This window comes from Pseudolactococcus laudensis (assembly GCF_013449735.1).
Classification (GTDB): Bacteria; Bacillota; Bacilli; order Lactobacillales; family Streptococcaceae; genus Pseudolactococcus; species Pseudolactococcus laudensis.
The window spans coordinates 153,734-177,860 of sequence record NZ_JACBNY010000003.1; the positions used below are offsets into that span (position 1 = coordinate 153,734).

General features: G+C 39.5%; 20 protein-coding genes and 1 pseudogene. 17 read left to right on the forward strand and 4 right to left on the reverse strand.

Annotated features, from left to right (window positions below; genetic code table 11):
- The first annotated feature begins 304 nt into the window (after positions 1-304).
- From purF to HZR21_RS03425, 3 genes are all read left to right on the forward strand, one after another.
- Positions 305-1,732, forward strand: a complete 1,428-nt coding sequence (gene purF / locus HZR21_RS03415) for an amidophosphoribosyltransferase (RefSeq protein WP_180746394.1) — start codon at positions 305-307, stop codon at positions 1,730-1,732.
- A 127-nt stretch (positions 1,733-1,859) separates the two neighbouring features.
- Complete coding sequence (locus HZR21_RS03420) at positions 1,860-2,846, forward strand: aromatic acid exporter family protein (RefSeq protein ID WP_180746396.1); 987 nt, start codon at positions 1,860-1,862, stop codon at positions 2,844-2,846.
- A 5-nt stretch (positions 2,847-2,851) separates the two neighbouring features.
- On the forward strand, positions 2,852-3,760 hold the full coding sequence (locus HZR21_RS03425; RefSeq protein WP_180746398.1) for a DMT family transporter: 909 nt from the start codon (positions 2,852-2,854) through the stop codon (positions 3,758-3,760).
- Positions 3,761-3,847: 87 nt separating this feature from the next.
- On the opposite strand, the gene queA is transcribed toward HZR21_RS03425, so the two are convergent.
- Positions 3,848-4,879 (reverse strand): tRNA preQ1(34) S-adenosylmethionine ribosyltransferase-isomerase QueA, encoded by a 1,032-nt coding sequence (gene queA / locus HZR21_RS03430; RefSeq protein WP_180746400.1) that lies wholly within the window; start codon positions 4,877-4,879, stop codon positions 3,848-3,850.
- A gap of 108 nt (positions 4,880-4,987) precedes the next feature.
- Here queA and HZR21_RS03435 point away from each other — a divergent pair, with 108 nt between their 5' ends.
- Positions 4,988-5,692 (forward strand): glucosamine-6-phosphate deaminase, encoded by a 705-nt coding sequence (locus HZR21_RS03435; RefSeq protein ID WP_003137801.1) that lies wholly within the window; start codon positions 4,988-4,990, stop codon positions 5,690-5,692.
- Positions 5,693-6,039: 347 nt separating this feature from the next.
- Here HZR21_RS03435 and HZR21_RS03440 read toward each other — a convergent pair whose 3' ends face one another.
- The 3 genes from HZR21_RS03440 to HZR21_RS03450 form a co-directional block, all read right to left on the reverse strand.
- The gene (locus tag HZR21_RS03440; RefSeq protein WP_180746402.1) at positions 6,040-6,780 is read right to left on the reverse strand and encodes an amino acid ABC transporter ATP-binding protein; all 741 of its coding nucleotides are present in this window, start codon (positions 6,778-6,780) and stop codon (positions 6,040-6,042) included.
- Positions 6,780-8,915 (reverse strand): ABC transporter substrate-binding protein/permease, encoded by a 2,136-nt coding sequence (locus tag HZR21_RS03445; protein ID WP_180746404.1) that lies wholly within the window; start codon positions 8,913-8,915, stop codon positions 6,780-6,782. Before HZR21_RS03445 ends, HZR21_RS03440 begins: the two co-directional genes overlap by 1 nt.
- Before the next feature lie 205 nt (positions 8,916-9,120).
- A complete protein-coding gene (locus tag HZR21_RS03450) occupies positions 9,121-10,209 on the reverse strand; it encodes a M24 family metallopeptidase (RefSeq protein ID WP_180746406.1) in 1,089 nt (362 codons plus the stop codon).
- A gap of 157 nt (positions 10,210-10,366) precedes the next feature.
- Between HZR21_RS03450 and gdhA the strand changes: the two genes are divergently transcribed.
- From gdhA to HZR21_RS03515, 13 genes and pseudogenes are all read left to right on the forward strand, one after another.
- On the forward strand, positions 10,367-11,716 hold the full coding sequence (gene gdhA, locus HZR21_RS03455; RefSeq protein ID WP_180746407.1) for an NADP-specific glutamate dehydrogenase: 1,350 nt from the start codon (positions 10,367-10,369) through the stop codon (positions 11,714-11,716).
- A gap of 298 nt (positions 11,717-12,014) precedes the next feature.
- Positions 12,015-13,013, forward strand: coding sequence for a catabolite control protein A (gene ccpA, locus HZR21_RS03460; protein WP_180746409.1), 999 nt, complete (start codon positions 12,015-12,017; stop codon positions 13,011-13,013).
- Between the two features lie 151 nt (positions 13,014-13,164).
- Complete coding sequence (locus HZR21_RS03465; protein ID WP_180746411.1) at positions 13,165-14,328, forward strand: MFS transporter; 1,164 nt, start codon at positions 13,165-13,167, stop codon at positions 14,326-14,328.
- Positions 14,329-14,429: 101 nt separating this feature from the next.
- The gene (locus tag HZR21_RS03470) at positions 14,430-14,699 is read left to right on the forward strand and encodes an autorepressor SdpR family transcription factor (RefSeq protein WP_180746413.1); all 270 of its coding nucleotides are present in this window, start codon (positions 14,430-14,432) and stop codon (positions 14,697-14,699) included.
- A 42-nt stretch (positions 14,700-14,741) separates the two neighbouring features.
- The gene (locus HZR21_RS03475) at positions 14,742-15,371 is read left to right on the forward strand and encodes an SdpI family protein (protein ID WP_180746415.1); all 630 of its coding nucleotides are present in this window, start codon (positions 14,742-14,744) and stop codon (positions 15,369-15,371) included.
- Between the two features lie 258 nt (positions 15,372-15,629).
- Entirely contained in the window at positions 15,630-15,941 is a 312-nt protein-coding gene (locus HZR21_RS03480; RefSeq protein WP_003137818.1) for a PadR family transcriptional regulator, read from the forward strand.
- Positions 15,938-16,534, forward strand: coding sequence for a DUF1700 domain-containing protein (locus HZR21_RS03485; RefSeq protein ID WP_180746417.1), 597 nt, complete (start codon positions 15,938-15,940; stop codon positions 16,532-16,534). Before HZR21_RS03480 ends, HZR21_RS03485 begins: the two co-directional genes overlap by 4 nt.
- Positions 16,524-17,303 carry a DUF4097 family beta strand repeat-containing protein gene (locus HZR21_RS03490; RefSeq protein ID WP_180746419.1) on the forward strand — a complete coding sequence of 260 codons (780 nt, stop codon included), beginning with the start codon at positions 16,524-16,526 and terminating at the stop codon, positions 17,301-17,303. The genes HZR21_RS03485 and HZR21_RS03490 overlap by 11 nt, the downstream gene beginning before the upstream one ends.
- A 322-nt stretch (positions 17,304-17,625) precedes the next feature.
- Positions 17,626-18,471 (forward strand): sulfide/dihydroorotate dehydrogenase-like FAD/NAD-binding protein, encoded by an 846-nt coding sequence (locus HZR21_RS03495; RefSeq protein ID WP_180746421.1) that lies wholly within the window; start codon positions 17,626-17,628, stop codon positions 18,469-18,471.
- Positions 18,464-19,888: an NADPH-dependent glutamate synthase gene (gene gltA, locus HZR21_RS03500; RefSeq protein ID WP_180746423.1), complete on the forward strand. Its 1,425-nt coding sequence runs from the start codon at positions 18,464-18,466 to the stop codon at positions 19,886-19,888. Before HZR21_RS03495 ends, gltA begins: the two co-directional genes overlap by 8 nt.
- Before the next feature lie 79 nt (positions 19,889-19,967).
- Complete coding sequence (locus tag HZR21_RS03505; RefSeq protein WP_180746425.1) at positions 19,968-20,528, forward strand: CvpA family protein; 561 nt, start codon at positions 19,968-19,970, stop codon at positions 20,526-20,528.
- Between the two features lie 8 nt (positions 20,529-20,536).
- Positions 20,537-22,873 carry an endonuclease MutS2 gene (locus HZR21_RS03510; RefSeq protein ID WP_180746427.1) on the forward strand — a complete coding sequence of 779 codons (2,337 nt, stop codon included), beginning with the start codon at positions 20,537-20,539 and terminating at the stop codon, positions 22,871-22,873.
- Between the two features lie 208 nt (positions 22,874-23,081).
- Positions 23,082-24,127, forward strand: a pseudogene (locus tag HZR21_RS03515) (helicase); the annotation flags it as partial.

Sequence of the window (24,127 nt, forward strand, 5' to 3'; positions counted from 1 at the left end):
GAGCTAGTTTGCTTTTTTTCTTTCGGTTATTGTTTTACGGAATTTGCATTGATTTTTAGGAAACATGCGAATTTCGTACAGAAATAACAGTTTTTCCAAGCGTATTTTGTGCCATGTCAACTGCTAAATCAGAAAACATGTAAAAACCGAACAATTACTCTGTATTGTCTCTTAAATCAAAGATTTTTACTGTATTTTGCTTAACAATAAGTGTAAAATAAAGGTCATGAGATGTTTCTAAAGTCCTGTTATAGCAATTGACAGATATTTAGAAATCACAGAAAAATTTAAAGAATGGTGCAAAATGACTTACGAAGTAAAATCACTTAACGAAGAATGTGGTCTATTTGGTGTTTGGGGGCATCCCGAAGCTGCCAGGCTAACTTATTTTGGCTTGCATGCTTTACAACATCGAGGCCAGGAAGGCGCAGGCATCATCTCAAATGATAAAGGGAAACTCAAGGGTCATCGTGACCTTGGACTCTTATCAGAAGTCTTTAGAGATGAAAAGCATCTTGAGAAATTGACAGGCCACGCAGCAATCGGCCATGTCCGTTATGCAACAGCAGGTTCAGCGTCAATTGATAATGTGCAACCATTTTTATTCAATTTTTACGACGGTCAGCTCGGACTTTGTCATAATGGTAATTTGACTAATACGCGAACATTAAAACGTGAATTAGAATCTAAAGGTGCGATTTTCCACAGCAACTCAGATACGGAAATTCTCATGCATTTAATTCGTTGTGGTTTTTCGACTAACCTCATGGACAATGTTAAATCTGCGCTTAACACGGTTAAAGGTGGCTTTGCTTATCTTTTAATGACAGACGATAAAATCATCGCAGCACTTGACCCTAATGGGTTCAGACCACTTTCAATTGGTCAGCTGACGAATGGTGCCTATGTTATTGCCAGTGAAACTTGTGCTTTGGATGTTGTGGGTGCAACCTTTGTTCAGGATGTCCTACCTGGTCAAGTCGTGACCATTGACGATAAAGGTGTTCATGTTGATACCTATACGACCGATGTTGACATGAAAATTTGTAGCATGGAGTTCATCTATTTTGCACGCCCTGATAGCAATATCAATGGCGTCAATATCCATACAGCTCGAAAAAATATGGGGCGTCTCTTAGCTAAGGAAAATCCACATATTGAAGCAGATATCGTCGTCGGTGTGCCTAATTCATCGCTTTCTGCAGCCTCAGGTTTTGCAGAAGAGTCAGGACTGCCTTACGAAATGGGCTTGGTCAAAAACCAGTACATCCAACGCACCTTCATCCAACCCACACAGGAATTACGTGAGCAAGGCGTTCGGATGAAACTCTCAGGCGTTCGCAGTGTTGTCGCCGGCAAGCGCGTTGTCATGGTAGATGACTCTATCGTGCGTGGTACGACCTCAAAACGAATCGTCAAACTCCTTAAAGAAGCAGGCGCAGCAGAAGTCCACGTCGTCATTGCAAGCCCACCCCTTGCTTATCCATGTTTCTATGGCATTGACATTCAAACGCGTCAGGAACTCATCGCAGCTAACCACACTGTACCAGAAATCAATGAAATCATCGGCTCAGATAGCCTCCATTTCTTGTCAATAGACGGCTTGAAAGACGCTATTGGCCTAGGTGACCAAATCTGTACCTCTTATTTCGACGGCATTTACCCAACCCCACTCTATGATTACGAACACGATTATAACATCGGGTTGAAAGAAAAAGTATCCTTTTATTAATTTGGAAAATGTAGTCTGAGTTCATGCTCAGACTGCATTTTTAACATCTGGAGACTTCCAGACTCAGAAAAACTATCGCTGAGTGCAATTCTAGCAACTCATAAAAAGGGATATGTTATAATAAACTATGAAGATTTTACCGAAAGATTTTAAGATAGGTCCACGAACGGTCAAGACAGTCATTGCGGCTAGTCTGGCCATTATCATTGCAAACGCCTTACATTTAGAATATGCTACAGCCGCAGGTATCATTGCGATATTAAGTGTTGGTAATACAAAAAAATCAACCTATCAAAGTGGTAAGAATCGCTTACTTAATTTTTTAGCTGCCATGATTATATCGGTTGTGTTGTTCTCAATTTTAGGTCATCATGTCTTGGTATTTGGTCTTTTTCTACTGATTTTTATACCCTATTCTGCTGCTTGTGGCATGTCAGAAGGGATTGCACCCAATGCAGTCCTAGTGACACATCTTTTGATAGCTACCCAAATCACACCTCAGCTTTTGCTTAATGAATTCTTGCTTAATTTTATCGCTATATCCTTAGCATTTATCGTTAATCTCAGAATGCCTAATCTTCAGGAAGAATTATCGGAACGAGAAAAACGAGTGGAGCATCATTTTAGAGATTTGTTTAAGCGCTTGAGTTTTATTATGAACAAACAATCTGAGCAAGCACATTTTTTACATAAAGTAGAGGATTTAGAGCAGTATATTTCTGAAAGTTTAGCTTTAGCAAGAACACATATGGATAATCGATTTGGCGATGGTGGTGCAGGGACTAGTTATGATTACTTTGCCATGCGTGCCACACAAGTTGAAATTTTCCATGAAATCGCTGAAATTTTACTTCAAATCGAAGTTACTGTCCAAAAAGATCAGTTGACAGCCTTGAACCAACTCTTTAAGGAGATTGGCAAAAGTTATGCTAAAGATAACGATGGAAAAGCGCTGATGCAACAAGTAAAAGAAACACTGGACATCTATCGAGCTAGCGACCTACCCAAAACCCGTGAAGAGTTTGAAGCACGTGCAAGACTTTTTCAGATTTTACAGCTGATTCAGACCTTCATTCAAATTAAACGAGACTACATCCTAGAAAGTGAAACATAAGTGCGATGAACAAAAAACAAATCGAATCTTGTTTACTATTAATGTTGACGGCATTTATTTGGGGTATCGCCTTTGTCGCTCAAAAAGTCGGGACGACCGATGTCGGACCACTGACTTTTAGTGCCAGCCGCTATTTTCTAGGTGGCCTTGCCGTCTTACCCTGCGCCTATTTCTTTGCCGACAAAAACATGACTAAGGCCAAACTCAAAACGTCTCTACTGGCAGGCAGTTTTTGCGGTATCCTCCTGTTTATCGCCAGTTTCCTCCAACAAATCGGCATTCAATATACGACAGTTGGTAAGGCTGGTTTTATCACAACACTTTATATCATCATCATTCCCTTGATTGGTTTAGCCTTCAAGAAAAAGGTCAGCCTGCGCATCTGGGTGAGTATTGTCATTGCACTTCTAGGTATGTATTTACTTTGTCTGGCAGGCGGTAACTTTACCGTCCAAACAGGAGATTTCTATGTCTTCTTTTGTGCCATAGGCTTTGCCTGCCAAATCCTTTTTATAGACTATTATTTACCAAAAGTCGAGCCGATTTACTTCGCCATGACCCAGTTCTTCGTTGCAGCGCTCATCTCCCTCATTTTACTGCCCTTTTTTGAACCCCTTGAGTTGTCAGGGATCATCTCAGCCAGAGTCTCAATCCTCTACGCTGGCTTAATTTCAGCAGGCATTGGCTACACCTTGCAAATCATCGCCCAAAAGCACGTCAAACCCGTCGTAGCGTCCATGATTATGAGCCTAGAAGCCGTCTTTTCACTTCTCGCAGGCTTTATCATCCTAGGCGATCGCTTATCTAGTCGGGAACTCATCGGCTGTGCGCTCGTCTTTACCGCCATTATCTTAGCTCAATTGCCGACCAAGTCGGCCAATGCCAAGGCAGATATCATGCCAGAAATACTTTAAAATCAAGACAAGAAAAAAATCCTCTATCTCAATTACTGCGACAGTAGACTGAGATAGGGGATTTTTATCATAGGTGTCAAAACTGCCTTATTTGACAAACATAGCGTCACCAAAGCTAAAGAAGCGATAATGTTCATCAATGGCGTGTTGATAAGCGTCTAAGACAAATTCACGGCCAGCAAAAGCAGAAACAAGCATGACTAAGGTAGACTTAGGCAAGTGGAAGTTGGTTGAAAAGGCATCAACGACTTGGAATTTGTAGCCTGGCTTAATGAAGATATTCGTCCAGTCGCTATCGGCTTGGACTTTGCCACCGAATTTTTGGGCAACGGATTCAAGTGTTCGAATTGATGTTGTTCCAACGGCAATCACACGTTTACCAGCAGCTTTTGTGGCATTAATAACATCAGCAGTTTCTTCAGGTAGGATATAAAACTCACTGTGCATATCATGTTCTTCAATGTTGTCAACACTGACAGGACGGAAAGTACCGAGACCAACATGCAAGGTCACCCAAGCGATGTTCACACCTTTTGTCTTAATCTGAGCCAAGAGTTCATCTGTAAAATGAAGGCCAGCCGTTGGTGCAGCTGCAGAACCATTTTCTTTAGCATAAACGGTCTGGTAACGGCCTTGATCCTTGAGTTTTTCATGGATATAAGGTGGCAGCGGCATTTCGCCTAGACTTTCTAGGACTTCTAGAAAGATGCCATCGTAGTTAAAAGTGACAATGCGACCACCGTGGTCTAGGGTATCGTCAATAACCGTTGCTGTCAATCGACCATCACCAAATGAAATCACAGTCCCATTTTTTAACTTCTTAGCGGGTTTGGCGAGCACTTCCCAGGTATCGGCCACTGTATTTTTCAGGAGCAGGAGTTCAATATGGCCGCCTGTATCGGCTTTCTGTCCATGGAGGCGGGCGGGAAGCACGCGTGTATTATTCAGCACCAGTGTATCACCAGTCTCTAGCTCATCGATGATGTCATAAAAGTGTTTATCTGCCATCGTATGCGTCGCCTTGTCAATGACGAGCAAGCGACTTTCAGAGCGTTTTTCAAGCGGTGTTTGGGCAATCAGTTCTTCGGGTAAGTCGAAATTAAAATCTTCTATATTCATAAAATAAATTATATCACTTTTAAGATGTAAATGCTTGACAAATTAACCCAATAGCGTTATAATTGGTCTATACCAATAATTTGAAATGCTTGGCATAAAGGAGAGACCATGAAAATCATTAAAGTTAAAGATCAACTCGAAGGGGCTAAAGTCGGCCTTGACATCTTGAAAGAACAAATCGCAGCTGGCGCAAAAACATTTGGCTTGGCAACAGGTTCAACACCCGTTGAATTCTACAACCAAATCATCAACAGTGACATTGATTTTTCAGATAAAACTTCTATCAACCTTGATGAGTATGTCGGCCTTGACGGTTCTGATGAACAATCTTACCGTTACTTTATGAGCCAACATTTATTCAATGAAAAACCATTTAAAGAAAACTTCTTACCTGATGGTAAAGCAGCAGATTTAGAAGCTGAAACAAAACACTATGATGCTATTATCGAAGCACATCCAATTGATTTCCAAATTTTGGGTATCGGTCACAATGGTCACATCGGATTCAACGAACCTGGTACACCATTTGATACAACAACACACGTGGTAGACTTGACTGAAAGCACAATCAAAGCCAACGCACGTTACTTCGAGTGTGAAGCTGATGTGCCTAAAAAAGCAGTATCTATGGGTATCGCAAGCATCATGAAATCTAAAACAATTGTTCTCATGGCTTGGGGCGAAGGCAAATCTGAGGCTATTCAAGCAATGGTTGAAGGTGAAGTGACTGAAAGCATGCCAGCATCAATCCTTCAAAAACATGATGATGTTATCGTGATTGTGGACGAAGAAGCTGCTAAGTTATTGAAATAACAGTTGATTGAAAGAGGCTGTGATAAACGTCCTCAGACACCAAAAGAGACAAGTAAACGGTCAGGTTTACTTGCCTCTTTTTTTATATTATTCGCCGAAGTAATATGAGTTTCGCACAAAAACAACTTATTTTTACCGATTTCGTATTGTTTTGCCAAAAGAATACCGATTTCGCACAAAAATGGTAATTTTCTTACCGATTTCGCATTGTTTTGCCAAAAGAATACCAATTTCGTATTATGTCAGTGAATAACAATGTTGTTTTACAATTTTGCGGAAGATGACACTAAAATAGGCTATGAACGATTTCTATTAACGTTAGAATTCATTCATAGCCTATTTATTAATTAAACATTCAAAACTTTATTCAAAAAGTCTTTCAAGCGTGGATGTTGCGGATTTTCAAAGACTTGATCAGGTGTGCTGTCTTCCAAGATTTCACCGCCATCTGTGAAGATAACTCGGTTTGCCACCTTACGTGCAAAGCCCATTTCATGTGTTACGATGAGCATGGTCATACCTTCTTTAGCAAGTTCTTGCATAACTTCAAGGACATCACCAACCATTTCTGGGTCAAGTGCTGAGGTTGGCTCATCAAAGAGCATAAGATCTGGATCCATAGCAAGTGCGCGTGCAATTGCCACACGTTGTTTCTGACCACCAGATAAGCTCTCAGGCATGGCATCAGCTTTATCAGAAAGACCAACTTTTTTAAGCAAATCAAGGGCTTTTGTATGCGCCTCATCTTTGCTCAATTTCTTGAGCTCAAGTGGTGCATAAGTAATATTTTCAAGTACCGTCATGTTTGGGAAGAGGTTGAATTGTTGGAACACCATACCGACTTCTTGACGGACTTGATTAAGATTTGTTTTTTTATTTGTCAAATCATAGCCATCTACAATAACAGTGCCAGATGTAATTTCTTCTAACCCGTTCAATGTTCTCAGGAAAGTTGACTTACCAGAACCAGAAGGACCGATGATACAAACAACATCGCCTTCATTAAATCGCGTCGTGATACCTTTTAAGACTTCATTACTGCCAAATGATTTATGCAAATCAGTGATATCAATTTTCAATTTTGCCATTATTTCATATTCCTTTCAAGTCGACGTGCAAAGATGGTTAAAGATAGAATAACGACGAGATAGATCAATGCAATCAAACCGTAAACTTTAAATGATTGGAAGTTACGGGCAACGATGATTTTACCAGTTTGAAGTAATTCAATCAAACCAATAGCTGAGATAATCGTTGTATCTTTCAGCGAGATGATGAATTGGTTAACCAAACTAGGAATAGTAATCTTAACTGCTTGTGGGAGAATGACGCGGCGCATCGTTTTAACATATGAAATACCAAGCGAACGTGAGGCCTCCATCTGACCAATAGGAACAGAATTAACACCACCACGGACGATTTCAGCAATATAAGCTGAGGCATTTAACGTGAGCGCAATGACACCCGCCACATAATCATTAAGTGGACTAGAATGTCCAGTAATCGATTCAATTAAGTTTGGTACACCGTAGAAGATAAAGATAGCAAGTACCATAAGCGGTACACCACGAACAAGATCGACATAGACTCTTGTAAACCCTTTTAAGAATTTACTTGGTGAAACGCTAAAGAGACCGAAAATAACACCAATGATCAAGGCTAGAACAAAGGAAACAATAGTTAACGAAAGTGTATAACCAAGCCCTTTGGCTAATTGTTGCCAGTTGTTTTTAATAATACCGATCATAGTAGATTCATCAACTTTATTGTCATCAGAATCTGTGTTACCCATATACTTTTCGATGATTGTGTCATATTCACCGTTGGCTTTGAGTTTAGCGAGGCCAGCATTAAACATGGCAAGCAATTCAGGATTTGTCCCTTTTTTAACAGCAAAACCGTATTCCCCGATTTTTTCAGGTTCAAGAGGTGTTGCAAACTTCTTACCTTGTAAAATTGCATATTTAACGACAGGTTCATCGTCCATAAAGGCATCAATAGAGCCAGTATTTAAACTTTCATACATGGTATCAGCAGCATCGAAAACTTTAAGCTTATAACCGTACTTATCTTTATTTTTATCTAAAAAGGTTTGTGAGGCTGTTCCGTTTTTGACACCGACTGTTTTACCTTTCAAATCTTTGTAAGATTTGATGTCAGTAGTCGTACTTTTAACAGCAATGGTTGCATTAGCAGTAAAATAAGGATCAGAGAAGTCAAAAACTTTTTTACGTTCATCGGTAATTGACATGCCAGCAATCATGCCATCAGCATGACCAGATTGTGTTTGGTCAACTGCAGTTTGAAAACCGACGAAGTCCATGGTGATATTGAATTTTTGATTTTTGGCAATTGCCTTCATTAAATCAACATCAATCCCAACATAATTTTTTGAAGAGTTTTGGAATTCAAAAGGTGCAAAAAGAGAATCTGAAACAATGCGATAATCTGATTTAACTGGTTGAATATCGGATTCATTATCAGTAGCGATATATTTATTGAGGATAGCATCGTAGCCACCATTCGCTCTGAGTTCTTTCAAGGCTTTATTAAAGCCAGTAATCAAATCAGCATGCGTGCCTTTTTTGACAGCAAAACCGTAGTCCCCGATTTTTTCACCAGACATATTGATTTCAAAATCTTGTCCTTGATTAATGGCGTATTTGAGTACAGGCTCATCGTCCATAATGGCATCAACAGCACCAACTTTTAAGCTTTCATATAACTGAGAGCCTTCATCATAAGTTTTAATCGTATAGCCGTATTTAGCTTTGTTTTTCGATAGGAAATCTTGTGATGCTGTGCCATTTTTCACGCCAACTGATTTACCTTTCAGCTGATTATAGGCAGTGATTTTATTGCCCTTTTTAGAAGCAATGACAACTGATGACGCATAATAAGAATCAGAAAAATCGAAAACTTTCTTCCGCTCATCTGTGATAGACATCCCAGCGATAACACCATCTGTCTGACCTGCGTTCAGCTGATCTAGGGCAGCTTGGAAACCTGGGAAGGATTGGTCAAGTTGCCAACCATTCATCTCAGAGATTTTTTGTATCAAGTCAACATCAATTCCGACGTATTTTTTATTTGCATCTTGGAACTCGAAGGGCGCGTAGGTCGAGTCACTGGCTATTTTTACCACTTTATCTTCGGCTTTAACAATAGTTGCCGAGAATAAGGTGATGAAAACCGTGAGTAGCATCAATAATTTCTTTTTCATGTTTGGTTCCCTTTCAAAATATTCAAACTATATTCTTTATAATTCTATCATAAAAATGCGAGAAAATAAAGAACCGTTTTTTGATATGTTAGTTTTCCTGACATCTTAATTGTTATCAAACGTTGATAAGCTTTGCGAATCAGCTGCAACCATTGCACAAAGAGAAAACGAAAAGCACCAGTTATATCAGGTGCTTGACGATCGTTTAAAAAATTAACAAGTCCTTTGATGTTTGGGTAAAACTTTTAGCGCCAGTTTCTGTTACATAGAGACAATCTTCGATACGCACGCCCACTTGATTCGGGATATAGATACCAGGCTCAATTGAGAAACACATCCCCTTTTCAATAGTAATATCTTCGCTACCGCCGATTGAAGGAAATTCATGCACATCCATGCCGATACCGTGTCCAGTTCGGTGTGTGAAATATTCGCCATAACCAGCTTTAGTGATGACATCGCGCGCCACCTTATCAACCTCAAAAGCCGTCACACCAGGTTTTACAAAGTCAAAAGCTGCTTGCTGCGCCTCTCGTGTAATCTCATAAATCTTCCGATCAAAATCACTTGGCTGACCGATCGAAATTGTCCGACTCGCATCAGAAGCATAGCCATTAGACATGACACCTAAGTCAAAAAGCAAGAGTTTATTTTGTTGAATTGTCACAGCCTCTGGCACACCGTGAGGATTAGCCGCACGCGCCCCAGTCAAGACCATGGTATCAAAACTCATCTCAGAAATGCCCTGACGTTTCATTTCAAACTCAATCTTTGCAACAACATCCATCTCAGTCAGCCCCGATTCAGAGGCCGCAAACCGAAAACCGATGTCAAAACATCTGTCCGCATATTCGCCCGCGACGATCATTTTTTGGATCTCATCTTCGGATTTGATCAGACGCATCCGGTTGATCAATGGTGTCAGGTTATTAAAAGAGATGCCGTCAAAGACGGATTTGAGACCGTCAGACTTACTTAGAATCAGATGATCATACTCGACTGCAATTATTTTAATTTGGCGTCCCACCAAGTGAGACTTGATTTTAGCCCAAGGATTTTCACTGTCAGCGTAACCGATGACATCAAAATTAACATGAGCCTTAGCTTTTTCAACCTCAAGCTCAGGTGTGAACAAAAGCGGTTCGCGATCAGGAAAAATCATCAAACCTAAAATACGTTCGTGAGGATCCATCGCAAAGCCTGTTAAATAGTTAACAGTCGTTGGATTGGTGATAAAAGTCATATCCCAATTTTCTTTGCCGAGATATGTGGCAATTTCAGTTAGTTTTGTCATATCTCTATTTTGCCACTTTGTGACATAAATTACCATACAAAAATAGGTCATAGTTATCTAATAAAGTTTGAAAATTGGAATAAATAGAATGGTTTTTACGCGAATCATATGATATAATGAACTTGTCAATCATGTTTTACAAATCGAAGGAGGCCTTATGTCACAAACAACACCAAAACTAGCAGCATTGCAAGCGAAAATTCATGCTAAAGATCCACATCAGCCAGAGTTTTTGCAAGCTATTGATGAGTTTTTTGCCAACCTTACACCCTTTTTGGAGCAACATCCAGAAATTTTAGAACATAATTTAGTAGAAATGATTACTGAGCCTGAGCGTGCCATTCAATTTCGTGTGCCGTGGCAAGATGATGCCGGTAAGTGGCAAGTCAACCGAGGGTTCCGTGTTCAATTTAATTCAGCAATCGGCCCTTATAAAGGCGGTTTGAGATTTCATCCTTCAGTCAACTTATCTATCCTTAAATTTTTAGGATTTGAACAAATCTTTAAAAATGCCTTAACTGGTCTACCAATTGGTGGCGGTAAAGGTGGTTCGGATTTCGATCCTAAAGGTAAGTCTGATGCAGAAATCATGCGCTTTTGTCAGAGTTTCATGACAGAATTACATCGTCATATTGGTCCTAATTTAGATGTCCCCGCTGGAGATATTGGGGTAGGTGGTCGTGAGATTGGTTACATGTATGGTCAATATAAACGCTTGCGTGGTAACGATCAAGGCGTTTTGACAGGTAAAGGTCTGACTTTCGGTGGTTCTTTAGCACGGACAGAAGCGACTGGTTATGGCCTTGTCTACTTTGTTAAACATCTTTTAGCTGACCAAGGTGATAGCTTTGAAGGTAAGAAAGTCATGGTTTCAGGTAGTGGTAATGTCGCTATCTATGCGATTGAAAAAGTCCATGAATTGGGTGGTCTCGTTGTTAGCGTTTCAGATTCTTCTGGCTATATTTATGATCCTGCTGGGATTGATTTGGTACTTTTGAAAGAGATTAAAGAAGTCAAACGTGCACGTTTGACAGAATATGTTAAGGCTAGACCTGAATCTGAATATATTGCAGACCAATCTGTTTGGACACTTCAAGTCGCTGCAGATATTGCGCTACCATGTGCGACTCAAAATGAAATTTTACCTGAACATGTTGCTGGTTTAATCGAAAACGGTGTTAAGATTGTGGCTGAAGGTGCGAATATGCCAACAACGCTTGAGGCAGTTGACTTATTACAAACTGCTAAAGTTGTTTACTGTCCTGGTAAAGCCGCAAATGCAGGGGGTGTTGCTGTATCTGCTTTGGAAATGAGTCAAAATTCAGCACGTTTGTCATGGACATTTGAAACTGTCGATCAAGAATTAGATAAAATCATGAAAATGATTTATGAAAATTGTCGTGATACAGCTCAAGAATTTGGCTTGGCTGATAATTTACTAGCAGGTGCTAATATTGCTGGTTTCAGAAAAGTTTCTGAAGCAATGTTGGCTCAAGGTCTCGTTTAATCAACAAAGTATAATCAATTAACAAACACGCAGTGCAAGTAGGTGTTAGGGTGATTTTGTTTGAATCACGAAGGCACTCTCGCAAAGCGTGTTTTTTTGTTTTTTTAAGTACTAGCACGCACGAATAGTAAGTGATTAGGTGTTAAAGTAGTTATTTTAATTAAAAATTACATTTTTTTGAAAAAAAGGTGCAAAAGTTCTTGAAAACCTTTTCATAAAGTGATAAAATATATAGGAATGAAATGAAAATATTATTTTCATGAAAAAAGACACAACACAAAATAAGGAGTATGTCATAATGGAAAGCGAAACAATTACAATATACGATGTCGCGCGTGAGGCAGGAGTCTCGATGGCAACAGTCAGCCGCGTTGTTAACGGCAATCAGAATGTGAAAGAAACTACACGTCGTAAGGTTTTAGACGTTATCGAACGTCTGGACTATCGCCCAAATGCAGTGGCTCGTGGTCTAGCCTCTAAAAAAACAACAACGGTTGGTGTGGTGATACCCGACATTGCCAACAGTTATTTTGCGAGCTTGGCGCGTGGTATTGATGATATTGCGACCATGTATAAGTATAATATCGTCATTGCGAATTCAGATGGTGATGATGGTAAGGAAATTAATGTTGTTAATACGTTGCTTGCCAAGCAGGTTGATGGTCTTGTTTTCCTAGCGCATAACTTATCTGATAAAATTCGTGCTGAATTTTCGCGTACGCGTACGCCAATCGTTTTGGCTGGAGCTGTTGACCCAGAAGACCAAATTCCGTCTGTTAATATCGACTATACGGTTGCGACTAAGGAAGTGACCTTGGAGCTTGCGAAAAACAATCAAAAAATTGCGCTCGTTGCGGGTCCGATGGTCAATGCGATTAATGGTAAGGAACGTTTGCTCGGCTACCAAGAGGCTTTAGCTGAATCTGGTTTGACTTTCTCTGAAGGTCTAGTGTTTGAGACAACTTATAGCTATCCTGCTGGGTTGAAATTGGCAGAACGGGTGAAGGCATCAGGCGCGACTGCAGCTGTTGTAACGGATGATGAGGTAGCCGTTGGCTTGTTGAATGGTTTGGTTAACAGTGGTGTTAAAGTACCAGAAGAGTTTGAAATCATCACGGCTAATAATTCAGTTATCACGGAATTCACACGTCCAACGCTTTCTTCTATTGAACAACCTTTATATGATTTAGGTGCTGTATCAATGCGTCTTTTGACAAAAATGATGAACAAAGAAGAAGTGGAAGGTAAGCGCGTGATTTTACCACATGGTTTTGTGAAACGTGGTTCAAGTAAATAAAGCAACATTAAAAATGTAGATTAAGGTCTATATTTTTTTGTTTTCTGTTAGCATACTAAAAATTGAAAGAAAAATTAAGGCGACTCATGTTATAATAGTGGAAAGCGCTTTATTACGTTTCTTAATTTGCCATAGATTAACAGAGGTTACCATGTCTAAAAAAGTCACACTTTCGACACTCGTCGTTTTAAATTTTATCATCTACATTTCCCTAGGTTTACCGGATTCTATACTTGGGAGTGCTTGGCCAAGTATGCGCCAGAGTTATGAGATGGGAGCCAGTCAAGTCAGCTACTTGACAACAATTATGCTGTTGTTTTCGTTTTTCTCTAGCATGCTTTACACTAAAATTGCCAAGTATTTAACAGTTGCGCAAGTTATCTTGACCAGTATGCTTTGTGTGATCATTGGTTTAATATTAATGATTATAACGTCAAATCCGATTGTTCTTTTTCTTGCCACACCTTTTATGGGTATCGGCCAAGGTGCAATCGATGTGACGGTCAATCACTTTGCGGCCAAACACTTACCTAGCTCTCTCATGAGTCTCCTCCATGGTTTTTATGGCGTAGGTGTCAGCATGAGTGCTGCCATTCTTACCTTCTTCTTGTCCACTTTTTCAAGTTGGCGTTTTGCGATTGGTGCTATTGCCTTGCTTGAAATTCTGATTTTACTATTGATTTTTGTTTATCGCCGTCATTTCGCCGAAAGAGACGATAGCCAGGAGAGCACCTCACACAAAACTAACGCAGAAACGAATCAAAAATTTAAACTCAGCTATTTGATTAATCCTATTTTTTACTTCTTTTATGCCATAGAAGCAGTCATGGGAATTTTCCTAGCGACCTACTATGTCGAAAATTTCCAAGTCAATAATGCTCAGGCAGCATTTTTCACCACACTATTTTGGCTAGGCTTAATGGTCGGCCGATTCGTTACAGGTGCCCTAACGCGCTTTATGCAGGATAAAACAATTATCTACAGCCACTTAGGGTTGTTATTACTGATGAGCATTACTCTCTTTCTACCACCAGGTCTTTATACAATGGGGACAGTTTTCTTGTTAGGATTGGCGATGTCGCCACTTTATCCATTGATGATGATGTTACCCAATCAAATGTATCCTGAGCTAATAGCTCAAAGGGTTATCTCTTATAATGTCGGATTTTGTATGCTAGGGATACTCGTTTTTCCACTGTTATTTAGCGCCTTATTTAAGATTTTGAGTTTTAGTATTTTTCCTACCCTAATCCTGATGTTAACAGTAATTTTATCAGTTTTAGTCGTCTTAATTTTTAAACAAGTGAAAAAATAGCAAGTTAAAGCTATTTTTTTTGATAATCTATTTTGACTTTTTACGAAATAGTAGTATAATCTATTTAGAGATAAAACGAAATAGAAAAGGAGTGAAAGCTGATGAGTTTACAAGTGACCCTCAAAGCGATTTCGAATCCAGTTCGCCGAGATATTTTGACATTATTAAAATCAGGTCGATTATCTGCCGGTGAGATCAGTGAGCAATTTGCCTTGAGCAGTGCCACGATTTCAAATCATTTGAAACAGCTAAAGGATGCTGATTTGATTCGTGAAAGTAAGTATAAAAATTTTATCTATTATGAACTCAATCTCAGCGTATTTGAAGAAACTATGCTCTGGTTGAAAAGTTTTACAGGAGAAGACATTTAGTGGAGATAATTCGTGAAGTGGATTCTCAGATAGGAGAGACAAATGAAACTTAAAAAAATGTTATGGCCGACACTAGTTGGTTTACTGCCAATTGTTATGGGGTTAGCTGTTTATTCAAAATTGCCGGAGAAAATGCCGATTCACTGGGGACTAGATGGTGAACCGAATGGTTATGCGACGAAATTGGTGGGGGTTCTTCTTATTCCTCTTATCATGATTGTGACAAATATCATCGTTCAATTTAGTTTACAAATAGCAAACACTACAAATGAAAAACTGGCAAGGGTGATGACTTGGTTACTTCCCGCGCTTTCTTTAGTAATCCAGTTTTTGGTATTGGCTGAGTCACTCGGTTATCATTTAGATGTTGCCTTGATTACTATGGTGATTGTTGGGATTATCTTTATTCTCTTAGGAAATTATATCCCTAAAACATCACAAAATAGAGTTGTTGGTTTCCGTTTTCCTAAGACCATGAGCAATCCAGATAACTGGCAAAAAACTAACCGAATAGGCGCTATCATGTTAGTCATATCAGGTCTTATCATGATTATAGGAGGAATTGTTAGTACTTGGTATCCAATGGTTGCTGTTTTAACATTTGGTGTGAGTCTAATATTGATTGTCTTAGTACCGTTATGTTATTCAATCAGACTAGCTCGTAAATCATGATTGAATGGCGTGCTAGTATCAAAATAGAGATTGGGACAAAAGTCTCTAACAAATATTCTTTCTGGAAAATTAGGCAAATAAAAAAAGTAGACTCAGACAATCAATTTGATTATCTGAGTCTGCTTTTCTCTTTTAATGACTGAGAGCTTTTGTCTCAGTCTCTATTTTTTTGTTTTTAGGGTATGTTTATACTTGACATTATACTATTTATGGTATAGTATAATGGTATATAGTAAATAGTATAGGAGGGTATATCATATGACGATTCAAATACCAACTGCCTTACTGGATGGGAGTGTTCTTGCAATTCTTGACAGTCAAGATATGTATGGCTATCTGTTAACAAAAGAAATTCAAAAACACGTGAATGTATCAGAATCTACCATGTACCCAGTTCTGCGCCGTCTACAAAAAAATGGTGACTTAATCACCTACGATGAGGCATTTGAGGGACGAATGAGGCGGTATTATCAGATTACACCATTGGGCCAAAAGCACTTGGTTGAGATTAAGCGGGAGTGGCAAGACTTTTCGGCAGGAATTAGTGAGATTTTAGGAGGTGCAGCATGAATTATTTACAGGATTTACAGGCAAATTTGAAGGCTCTTCCTGAGTCTGAAATTAGTGATGCCATGCTTTATTACGAACAGTATTTCTATGAAGGTCAGCTGACAGACGGTCAGGCAGTGTCTGAGTTTGGGACGCCTAAAAATTTGGCGCGTCGATTGGTTGCGGATTACTACATGGATGAGGCGCGTAATGTGCCAGAAGAAAATCAAAAATCACCGCTTGGTCTGGCTAAGATTATCATCCTAGCTCTACTCGCATCACCAATTTTGATTCCTGTTGCAATTACTGTTATCGCACTGATTTTCGCTATTGTAGTAACCTTTGCGGCACTTGCTTTTTCACTTGTTGTGACCCTCGGTGCATTTGGTTTTGCAGCTGTTATATGTGTTATCGGTGGTATTCTAGTTTTGACCCAATCTGTCCTAGGCGGTCTGTTTTATATTGCAGCTGGGATTGCCGTAATTGGTGCTTTCATCTTACTTTGGCCCCTCGTCATGTCCATGGTTAAAGGCTTAAAGCATTGGGTGTTTGTGATGATTCGATGGATAGGAAAGAAAACTGTAGGGAGAAGGGGTGTGCAAGATGACGCATAAAAGAAAAAAGATTATTGGCGCACTGTTACTCACTTTGGGAACATTAGCAGCAGCAGTGATCTGGCAGTTTGAAAAACCAGGTAGTCTTGTCTGGGATAATGGCTTTAAATATCAAACTGACAAAAGAATGTCGGTTAGGACTTATAAGCACGACCTTCCAACAGATGAATCGAAGATTAAATCACTTGAGATTGAGGTTAAAAACGCAGATGTCGAATTTGTTAAAGGTGATAAATTTGGCGTGACCTCATACATTTTATCGGGTAAAAATGACACTAAAGTTAGCTTTAATGATGGTCGATTAAGTGTTACAGATAATGGAGACGGAGACGGGACCGCAAGTTTAGGTTTTGGTGTTGTCTATAGGTCAAATAAAATTATCATTACGATACCAGAGGCAGAGCAGTTATCTACTATTGTTGCTAAAAGTACTAACGGTGATTTCGATTTTGAAAACATTGTCATAAAAAATGCGACACTAACAGCCACAAACGGAGATATTAAGTTTGAACGTTCTGAGGTTGATAATTTGACTGTAACCAATCAAAATGGTGAGATTGCCTTGAAACAAACTAACATCACGATTGGCGGAAAAATTACGAATCAAAATGGTGATATTGAAATAAAAAAATCTCGCTTACCTGAATTTTATGCTGAAACAAAATGGGGTGAGAAAGATATTAAGAAGAACCATGATTTGAATCAATCTGATCAAAGTCAGGCTAAGTTAATTATCATGAGCCAAAATGGAGATGTTGCAATCGAATGACGATATAAAATGTTTAGTCCGGTTATAGGTCGGTCTAAACATTTTTTATGTAGGCATTTTGTCTTTTATCAGAAAAACATTAGTGGAAAATTACGAAAATTCAGAAAAATATGGCAAAAACTATCTATTTTTTGACTTGATTTGGTATAATCTTTTTATAAAGAGTTGGTCAAGTTTGTTTTTGTATATGTAAGCGGATACAATTAAAGGCTATGCCTATATATGTCCTGGACACGGGGAAAAGTATTGGTATGAGCTTGATGAAATTAAGCTCATAAAACATGATATTAAAGCTGCTTGAAGTTCAAATAAGGAAGAAAATATGTATAAAATTGTAAGAAAAGAAATTTTAAATCCTTCTGTGAAGTTGATGGAAATTGAAGCCCCTTATGTTGCTAAAAAGGCAGAACCAGGGCAGTTCATCATTTTTAGAATTGATGAAGCAGGTGAGCGTATTCCCTTGACTATCGCAGATTTTAATCGGGAAAAAGGAACGGTCACCATTATCTTTCAGGAAGTGGGTAAAACGACTAAAAGACTGGGTCAGTTGGCCGAAGGTGATGAGATTCTTGATTTTGTTGGGCCACTTGGTGTTGCCTCACATTTTGAGGGCTTAAAAAAAGTGGCTGTCATTGGCGGAGGGCTTGGTACTGCTATCGCATATCCTCAGGCAAAAAAACTACATAGCCTTGGCATAGAGGTCGATACGATAATCGGATTTAGGACACAAGACCTGATTATCCTTGAAGATGAGATGGCGGTAGTCAGTGATAGATTAATTGTCGCGACAGATGATGGTTCCAACGGTCATCAGGGATTTGTTACTGATATGCTAGATAAATGTATTGCTGACGGTGCAGATTACGATCTTGTGATTGCTATTGGTCCAATTATCATGATGAAAATGGTTAGCCAGTTGACGAAAAAATATGGCATTAAGACCATTGTGAGTATGAATCCAGTCATGGTAGATGGCACTGGTATGTGTGGCGGATGTCGCATCACTGTTGATGGAGAAATCAAATTTGCCTGTGTAGATGGTCCAGATTTTGATGGGCATCTAGTTGATTTTGACGAGGCGATGAGACGGCAGATGATGTATCAGTTTGAGGAATCAGAACAAAAAGAAACACATCATTGTCAAGGAAAGGAGGCGAGCAATGCCTAAACAATCACTACGTAACATGTCAAAAACAAAAGTTGTCATGCCTGAACAAGCACCTAATGTTAGAAACCAAAACTTTTTAGAAGTTTCTTTGGGATATACTGAAGAAATGGCGATAGAAGAGGCAAAAAGATGTCTTCAATGTAAAGCCAAACCTTGCGTTGGTGGTTGTCCGATCAATGTTTGGATTCCTGAATTTATCAAGCTAGTCGCAGCAGGAGACTTTAAAGGTGCTTATGATAAAATTAAAGAAACCAATAATCTACCAGCTGTCTGTGGCAGAGTCTGTCCTCAGGAAAGCCAGTGCGAAAAATTCTGTGTTCGCGCTAGAAGAGGAGAGGCAGTTGGTATTGGCAGGTTGGAACGTTTTGTAGCGGATTGGAATCTTGCTAATCGTCAGGTTCAACCTGAACCGGTTCCGTCAAATGGCAAAAAAGTTGCTGTTATTGGCTCAGGCCCTGCTGGATTATCCTGTGCAGCTGATCTAGCTAAGTTAGGTTATCAAGTGACGATATTTGAGGCCTTCCATGTGCCTGGTGGTGTCTTGATGTATGGTATTCCAGAATTCAGGTTACCAAAAGACTTGGTTCAAAAAGAGATTGATGCGGTTAAGCAGTTAGGTGTGACGATTAAAACTAATATGGTTATCGGCAAGGTTCTGTCTTTAGATGAGTTAACAGCAGAAGGGTATGAGGTTATCTTTATTGGGTCAGGGGCAGGTCTTCCTAGTTTTATGAATATCCCCGGTGAGAACCTCAATGGTGTATATTCTGCTAATGAATTTCTGACGCGTATTAATCTCATGAAAGCCTATCAGTTTCCCAAAACTGACACGCCTGTTAAAGTTGGTAAACGTGTCGCAGTCATTGGTGGTGGTAACGTGGCTATGGATGCAGCTAGAAGTGCTAAACGTCTGGGTGCAGAGGAAGTTTATATCGTTTACCGCAGATCAGAAGAAGAAATGCCTGCGAGACTGGAAGAAGTACACCATGCCCAGGAGGAGGGCATCATTTTCAAGATGTTGACTAATCCAACGCGGATTATCGGGACAGAAGATGGTTGGATTAAAGCCTTGGAATGTGTTGAGATGAGTTTGACGGAAGCTGATGAGTCAGGTAGACGCCGGCCTGTCGTTAAAACAGGTTCAGAACATCAATTTGAAGTAGATACTGTCGTTGTCGCCATAGGTCAGAGTCCTAATCCTTTAATCAAAGCGACGACATCAGGTCTTGACACGCATGCCTGGGGTGGGATTATTGTCGAGGAAGAAACAGGCGCGAGCAGTTTAGCGGGTGTCTATGCTGGAGGGGATGCGGTGACTGGTGCTGCAACGGTAATCTTGGCTATGGGTGCAGGCAAAAAATCGGCTAAAGCAATTGATGATTATTTACAAAGTCAGGTGTCATCATCTCGTATATAGGTTAAAAGAAGTCGCAAGAGCGACTTCTTTAATTTGTTCAGGAATCGCATATCCTAGCCTTTTATGATATAATAATGCTATGATTATCACGATTTTAATTTTAGTAATTTTAATTTGGGCTTACCTAGTTGGTCAGTCGCGAGGTCTTGCGCTACAAGGCTATTATACACTAGGCTCGTGGGTAGCGATTTTTATTGCACTCAAAAATTATCAAGCCCTAGGTGAAAAAATAACATTGTGGGTTCCTTTTGCCTCAGCCACTTCTAACAGTAAATTAGCCTTTTATTCTTCAAAGCTGCTTTTTGAGATTGACCATGTTTTTTATGCTGCTTTAGCTTTCATGGTTATCTTTCTTATTGTCTACGGCATTGTGCGTTTAGTTGGTATTTTTCTGGGTGCCCTTGAAAATAAAATTATCCTCGGTAAGACTGGTAATATCATTGCGGGTGCCTTATCTGTTTGTTGCACCTATTTTGTTTTGTCACTTGGCTTGATGGTCTTGTCGACAATTCCAATTCCTCTTGTTCAAAATCAGTTGACGGGCAGCGGGCTAGCTCGCTTTATGCTAGTGAACACGCCGCTTTTCTCTGGTTGGCTACAAGAAACATTTATCACACAAATCACACATATTAAAATATAGAAATTACAATGAATAAAAAAATATTAGACATTTTAGAGTTTGACCAAATCAAAGCACAGATTGCGCAGTCGCTATCGACGTCACAAGGTCAAAATGAAATGGCACGTCTATCTCCAATTTCAGATAAGGCACGTATACAGAAATGGTTTGATGAGCTGTCAGAATTTGGTGCGATTGTTCAAGAAAATGGCCCAGTACCCTTGTCCAACACTGCTGATTTGACGGAAATCCTCCGTCGAATCGAGTTGGATGCGAGTCTGGCTAGTCAAGAATTTGCGAAAATCAAAAAAGCTCTGCGTTTAGCCAATGAAACGCGGCGTTTTTTTGAACAAGTAGTTAATGTCAGCTTTCCTGTTTTAGGACAGACCATTGATAAATTTGTAGATGTTGCTTACCTTTTAGGCCTCTTACAAGTCATTGATTCAGCAGGTGCGCTTTCTGATACAGCATCAGATAAATTGTACACATTGCGCCAAAATATCAAAAAAGGTGATGCTGAAGTCAAGAAAATTCTGGCTGAAATTCTATCGAAATCTCAGTCTAGTTTGACAGAGAGTATCATTACCATTCGTCAAGGCCGTCCAGTTCTTGCTGTCAGAAGTGACAGTAAAAATAAAATACCAGGTATCGTGCATGATATGAGTGCCTCAGGTCAGACCTTCTATATCGAGCCTAATCGTGTTGTTCAACTTAACAATGATATTGCGCAAAAGAAAATTGAAGAAAAAAACGAAGTCGCACGTATCTTGCGTGAACTGGCAGAAGCGATTAAGCCTCATATTGATGATATTCGTCAAAATACTTGGTTAATCGGACAGATTGATTTAATCAATGCCAAGTATCGTTATCAGGTTGCCCAAAAAGCGACAGTGCCGCTTATTTCTGACCATAAAGCCATTAAGCTTTATGCCGCAAGACATCCCTTGATTGATCCCAAAGTTGTTGTCGCCAATGACCTCTTTTTCGACCAGACACTTGAAACGATTGCCATCACTGGCCCCAATACCGGTGGTAAAACGATTACCCTGAAAACACTGGGTGTCGCCCAGTTGATGGCGCAGTCTGGCCTGCCGATTCTGGCTGATTTGGGCAGTCAAGTCGGGATATTCACTGAGATTTTCGCTGATATTGGCGACGAGCAATCGATTGCCCAAAGCCTGTCGACCTTCTCAAGTCACATGACTAATATCGTTAAGATTTTGGATCAGGTGGATGCCAAGAGCCTTGTCCTCTTCGATGAACTCGGTGCAGGAACCGACCCTAAAGAGGGCGCAGCCCTAGCGATTTCAATCCTAGACTTTCTTAAAAGCAAACACGCGAAAACGCTAGCCACCACGCATTATCCCGAGTTAAAAGCCTATGGCGTCGAATCAGACGGTGTGGAGAACGCCTCAATGGCCTTCGATTTGGACAACTTCCGCCCAACCTATCGTTTGGTTCAAGGTGTACCTGGACGCTCGAACGCGCTTGAAATTTCACGGCGCTTAGGCTTGCCAACTCAGATTTTGGAGGAAGCGGCAGGCTTTTTGACTGAGGATGAGCATGATGTTAACGTTATGATTGCCTCGTTAGAGCAAAAAAATCAAGAGATGACTGAGTCAGCTAAACAGATTAAGGCGTTAGAAAAGGATAATGAGCTTTTACATCACGACTTGTCACGTGCGCTTGAAACCTTTAACCGCGACCGCGAAAAAGAGCTCAACAAAGCGCGCCAAGAAGCGCAAGACATCGTTAAAGTGGCGGTTGAAGAAGCCGATAACATCCTGAAAAACTTGCAGGAGAAATCGTTACTCAAACCGCACGAAATAATCGATGCCAAGCACCAATTAGGTGAGTTAGCACCTGAAATTGTCGATTTATCGAAAAATAAAGTCCTCAAAAAAGCTAAGGCCAAGCGTGGTCTCAAACCAGGTGTTGAAGTCTTGGTGCTGTCCTACAATCAACGCGGAAACTTGATCAGACTGGCAAAAGACGGCCGTTGGGAAGTCCAGATGGGCTTGATTACGACTAAGCTCTCAGAAGACGAGTTTGAACCGATTGAACCGGAAGAAACGGTTAAGAAAACGAAGACCAAGGCTGTTAAAAAGACGGTTACTTCTAACATCAAAGCCCAACTTGATTTACGTGGCGTCCGCTATGAGGAGGCGCAGAAGATGTTGGATGATTATATGGACCAAGCCTTGCTTGCCAATCTTCACCAGATTACCATTGTCCATGGTATCGGGACGGGTGTCATTCGTGATATGGTAAGGGAGTATTTGCAACGCTCGCGCCATGTCAAGTCTTATTCCTATGCACCGCAGAATGCTGGGGGTAGTGGGGCTAGTATTGTTACTTTGAAATAAAGAATTGAAAATGGGCTCTTTAATAAATCGTGTGGGAAAATTTCCCAGGCGATTTATTAAAGAGCCATTTTTGTCTGGAGCGTTTTTATTTGAATTACAAGACTTTGAAAGCGCATTCTGAATCACTAATCGAATTGATAATTATGATATAATTAGAGAAACAATTGAACAAAATCAGGATAGTAAAAACTACATAGGGAGGCATAAAATGAATCCGAAAAGTTCGCAGGAAACTATAAGTAAAATTGAAAATGAGTTATTAAACATCGATGGTGTTATTTGTCGTCATATTGAAAATTCTGACCTATTAGGAAGAGGTGCTGTATCTCAAGATATTTTGTCTCAACTGAGGAATTTTGTAGAGCACACGATGTTGAGAATATATGCAGATTCGGCTAATATAAAATTCGATTATGAGTATATCACTGAGGGAATAAAATTTGTTAAGTCGCAAGGAAAATTGAAATTTTTGCGTAAATTCCACGAGTATCTTCAAATAGTTGCTTCGCATTATACACTTGATTCAGAAAATTCTGAGCGAGTGATGTTGAAATATTATGAATATCCTTTAAAGATAAAAAATTTTATGTTTAAAAAATATTCATTAAATATTTTAGAAAATCTCAATAAATTTCCACTTGATATAGATAAAAATACACAAGAATATTATGAAAAAATTGCTGAAAAGGTAGATACTGATAGCAATAATTCTACAAACAATGACAGATACTATGTTCATAAAATCAAACCATTTTTTGTAAATCAGCGAATTTATTATGAGGTGACTTTTATTCCTGTCAAAGGAAGTGCGAACAAATCTGACAGAACAATTGCTTTTACTACACTAGATTTGTCAAAAAATTATGCAGTTAAATTATGGACTTATGAAAGCGATATTCAAATTTTAGGTAAGACGATGCCTATTCTGATAATTAAAAAATGGGAAGTTTCAATTCGTGCTTGTGAAGTTGAAAATTTTGCAAAGATATTCGGAGTAATTTTGAAGCAAGCAAATAATTTAGGTGAATATCTCGGGTTGATGGATTTCCTAACGCAAACAGGATTCAATTTAGTAGAATTGCTTGATTTTGATGATAGACGTTATCAAGAAATTCGTGCAAAAATATTATTGAGATATAATGCGAAAATAAGTCCAATATTTGACATTTTTGATAAATGCCGTGAAATTATAAAAGATAATAAAAACGGATGTAATGTTCTACAATACTTGCTCTACCATCTGAATAATAAAAT

Coding starts and splice junctions, on each gene's coding strand:
- purF (WP_180746394.1), top strand. CDS start 305: ATGACTTACGAAGTAAAATCACTTAACGAAGAATGTGGTCTATTTGGT.
- HZR21_RS03420 (WP_180746396.1), top strand. CDS start 1,860: ATGAAGATTTTACCGAAAGATTTTAAGATAGGTCCACGAACGGTCAAG.
- HZR21_RS03425 (WP_180746398.1), top strand. CDS start 2,852: ATGAACAAAAAACAAATCGAATCTTGTTTACTATTAATGTTGACGGCA.
- queA (WP_180746400.1), bottom strand. CDS start 4,879: ATGAATATAGAAGATTTTAATTTCGACTTACCCGAAGAACTGATTGCC.
- HZR21_RS03435 (WP_003137801.1), top strand. CDS start 4,988: ATGAAAATCATTAAAGTTAAAGATCAACTCGAAGGGGCTAAAGTCGGC.
- HZR21_RS03440 (WP_180746402.1), bottom strand. CDS start 6,780: ATGGCAAAATTGAAAATTGATATCACTGATTTGCATAAATCATTTGGC.
- HZR21_RS03445 (WP_180746404.1), bottom strand. CDS start 8,915: ATGAAAAAGAAATTATTGATGCTACTCACGGTTTTCATCACCTTATTC.
- HZR21_RS03450 (WP_180746406.1), bottom strand. CDS start 10,209: ATGACAAAACTAACTGAAATTGCCACATATCTCGGCAAAGAAAATTGG.
- gdhA (WP_180746407.1), top strand. CDS start 10,367: ATGTCACAAACAACACCAAAACTAGCAGCATTGCAAGCGAAAATTCAT.
- ccpA (WP_180746409.1), top strand. CDS start 12,015: ATGGAAAGCGAAACAATTACAATATACGATGTCGCGCGTGAGGCAGGA.
- HZR21_RS03465 (WP_180746411.1), top strand. CDS start 13,165: ATGTCTAAAAAAGTCACACTTTCGACACTCGTCGTTTTAAATTTTATC.
- HZR21_RS03470 (WP_180746413.1), top strand. CDS start 14,430: ATGAGTTTACAAGTGACCCTCAAAGCGATTTCGAATCCAGTTCGCCGA.
- HZR21_RS03475 (WP_180746415.1), top strand. CDS start 14,742: ATGAAACTTAAAAAAATGTTATGGCCGACACTAGTTGGTTTACTGCCA.
- HZR21_RS03480 (WP_003137818.1), top strand. CDS start 15,630: ATGACGATTCAAATACCAACTGCCTTACTGGATGGGAGTGTTCTTGCA.
- HZR21_RS03485 (WP_180746417.1), top strand. CDS start 15,938: ATGAATTATTTACAGGATTTACAGGCAAATTTGAAGGCTCTTCCTGAG.
- HZR21_RS03490 (WP_180746419.1), top strand. CDS start 16,524: ATGACGCATAAAAGAAAAAAGATTATTGGCGCACTGTTACTCACTTTG.
- HZR21_RS03495 (WP_180746421.1), top strand. CDS start 17,626: ATGTATAAAATTGTAAGAAAAGAAATTTTAAATCCTTCTGTGAAGTTG.
- gltA (WP_180746423.1), top strand. CDS start 18,464: ATGCCTAAACAATCACTACGTAACATGTCAAAAACAAAAGTTGTCATG.
- HZR21_RS03505 (WP_180746425.1), top strand. CDS start 19,968: ATGATTATCACGATTTTAATTTTAGTAATTTTAATTTGGGCTTACCTA.
- HZR21_RS03510 (WP_180746427.1), top strand. CDS start 20,537: ATGAATAAAAAAATATTAGACATTTTAGAGTTTGACCAAATCAAAGCA.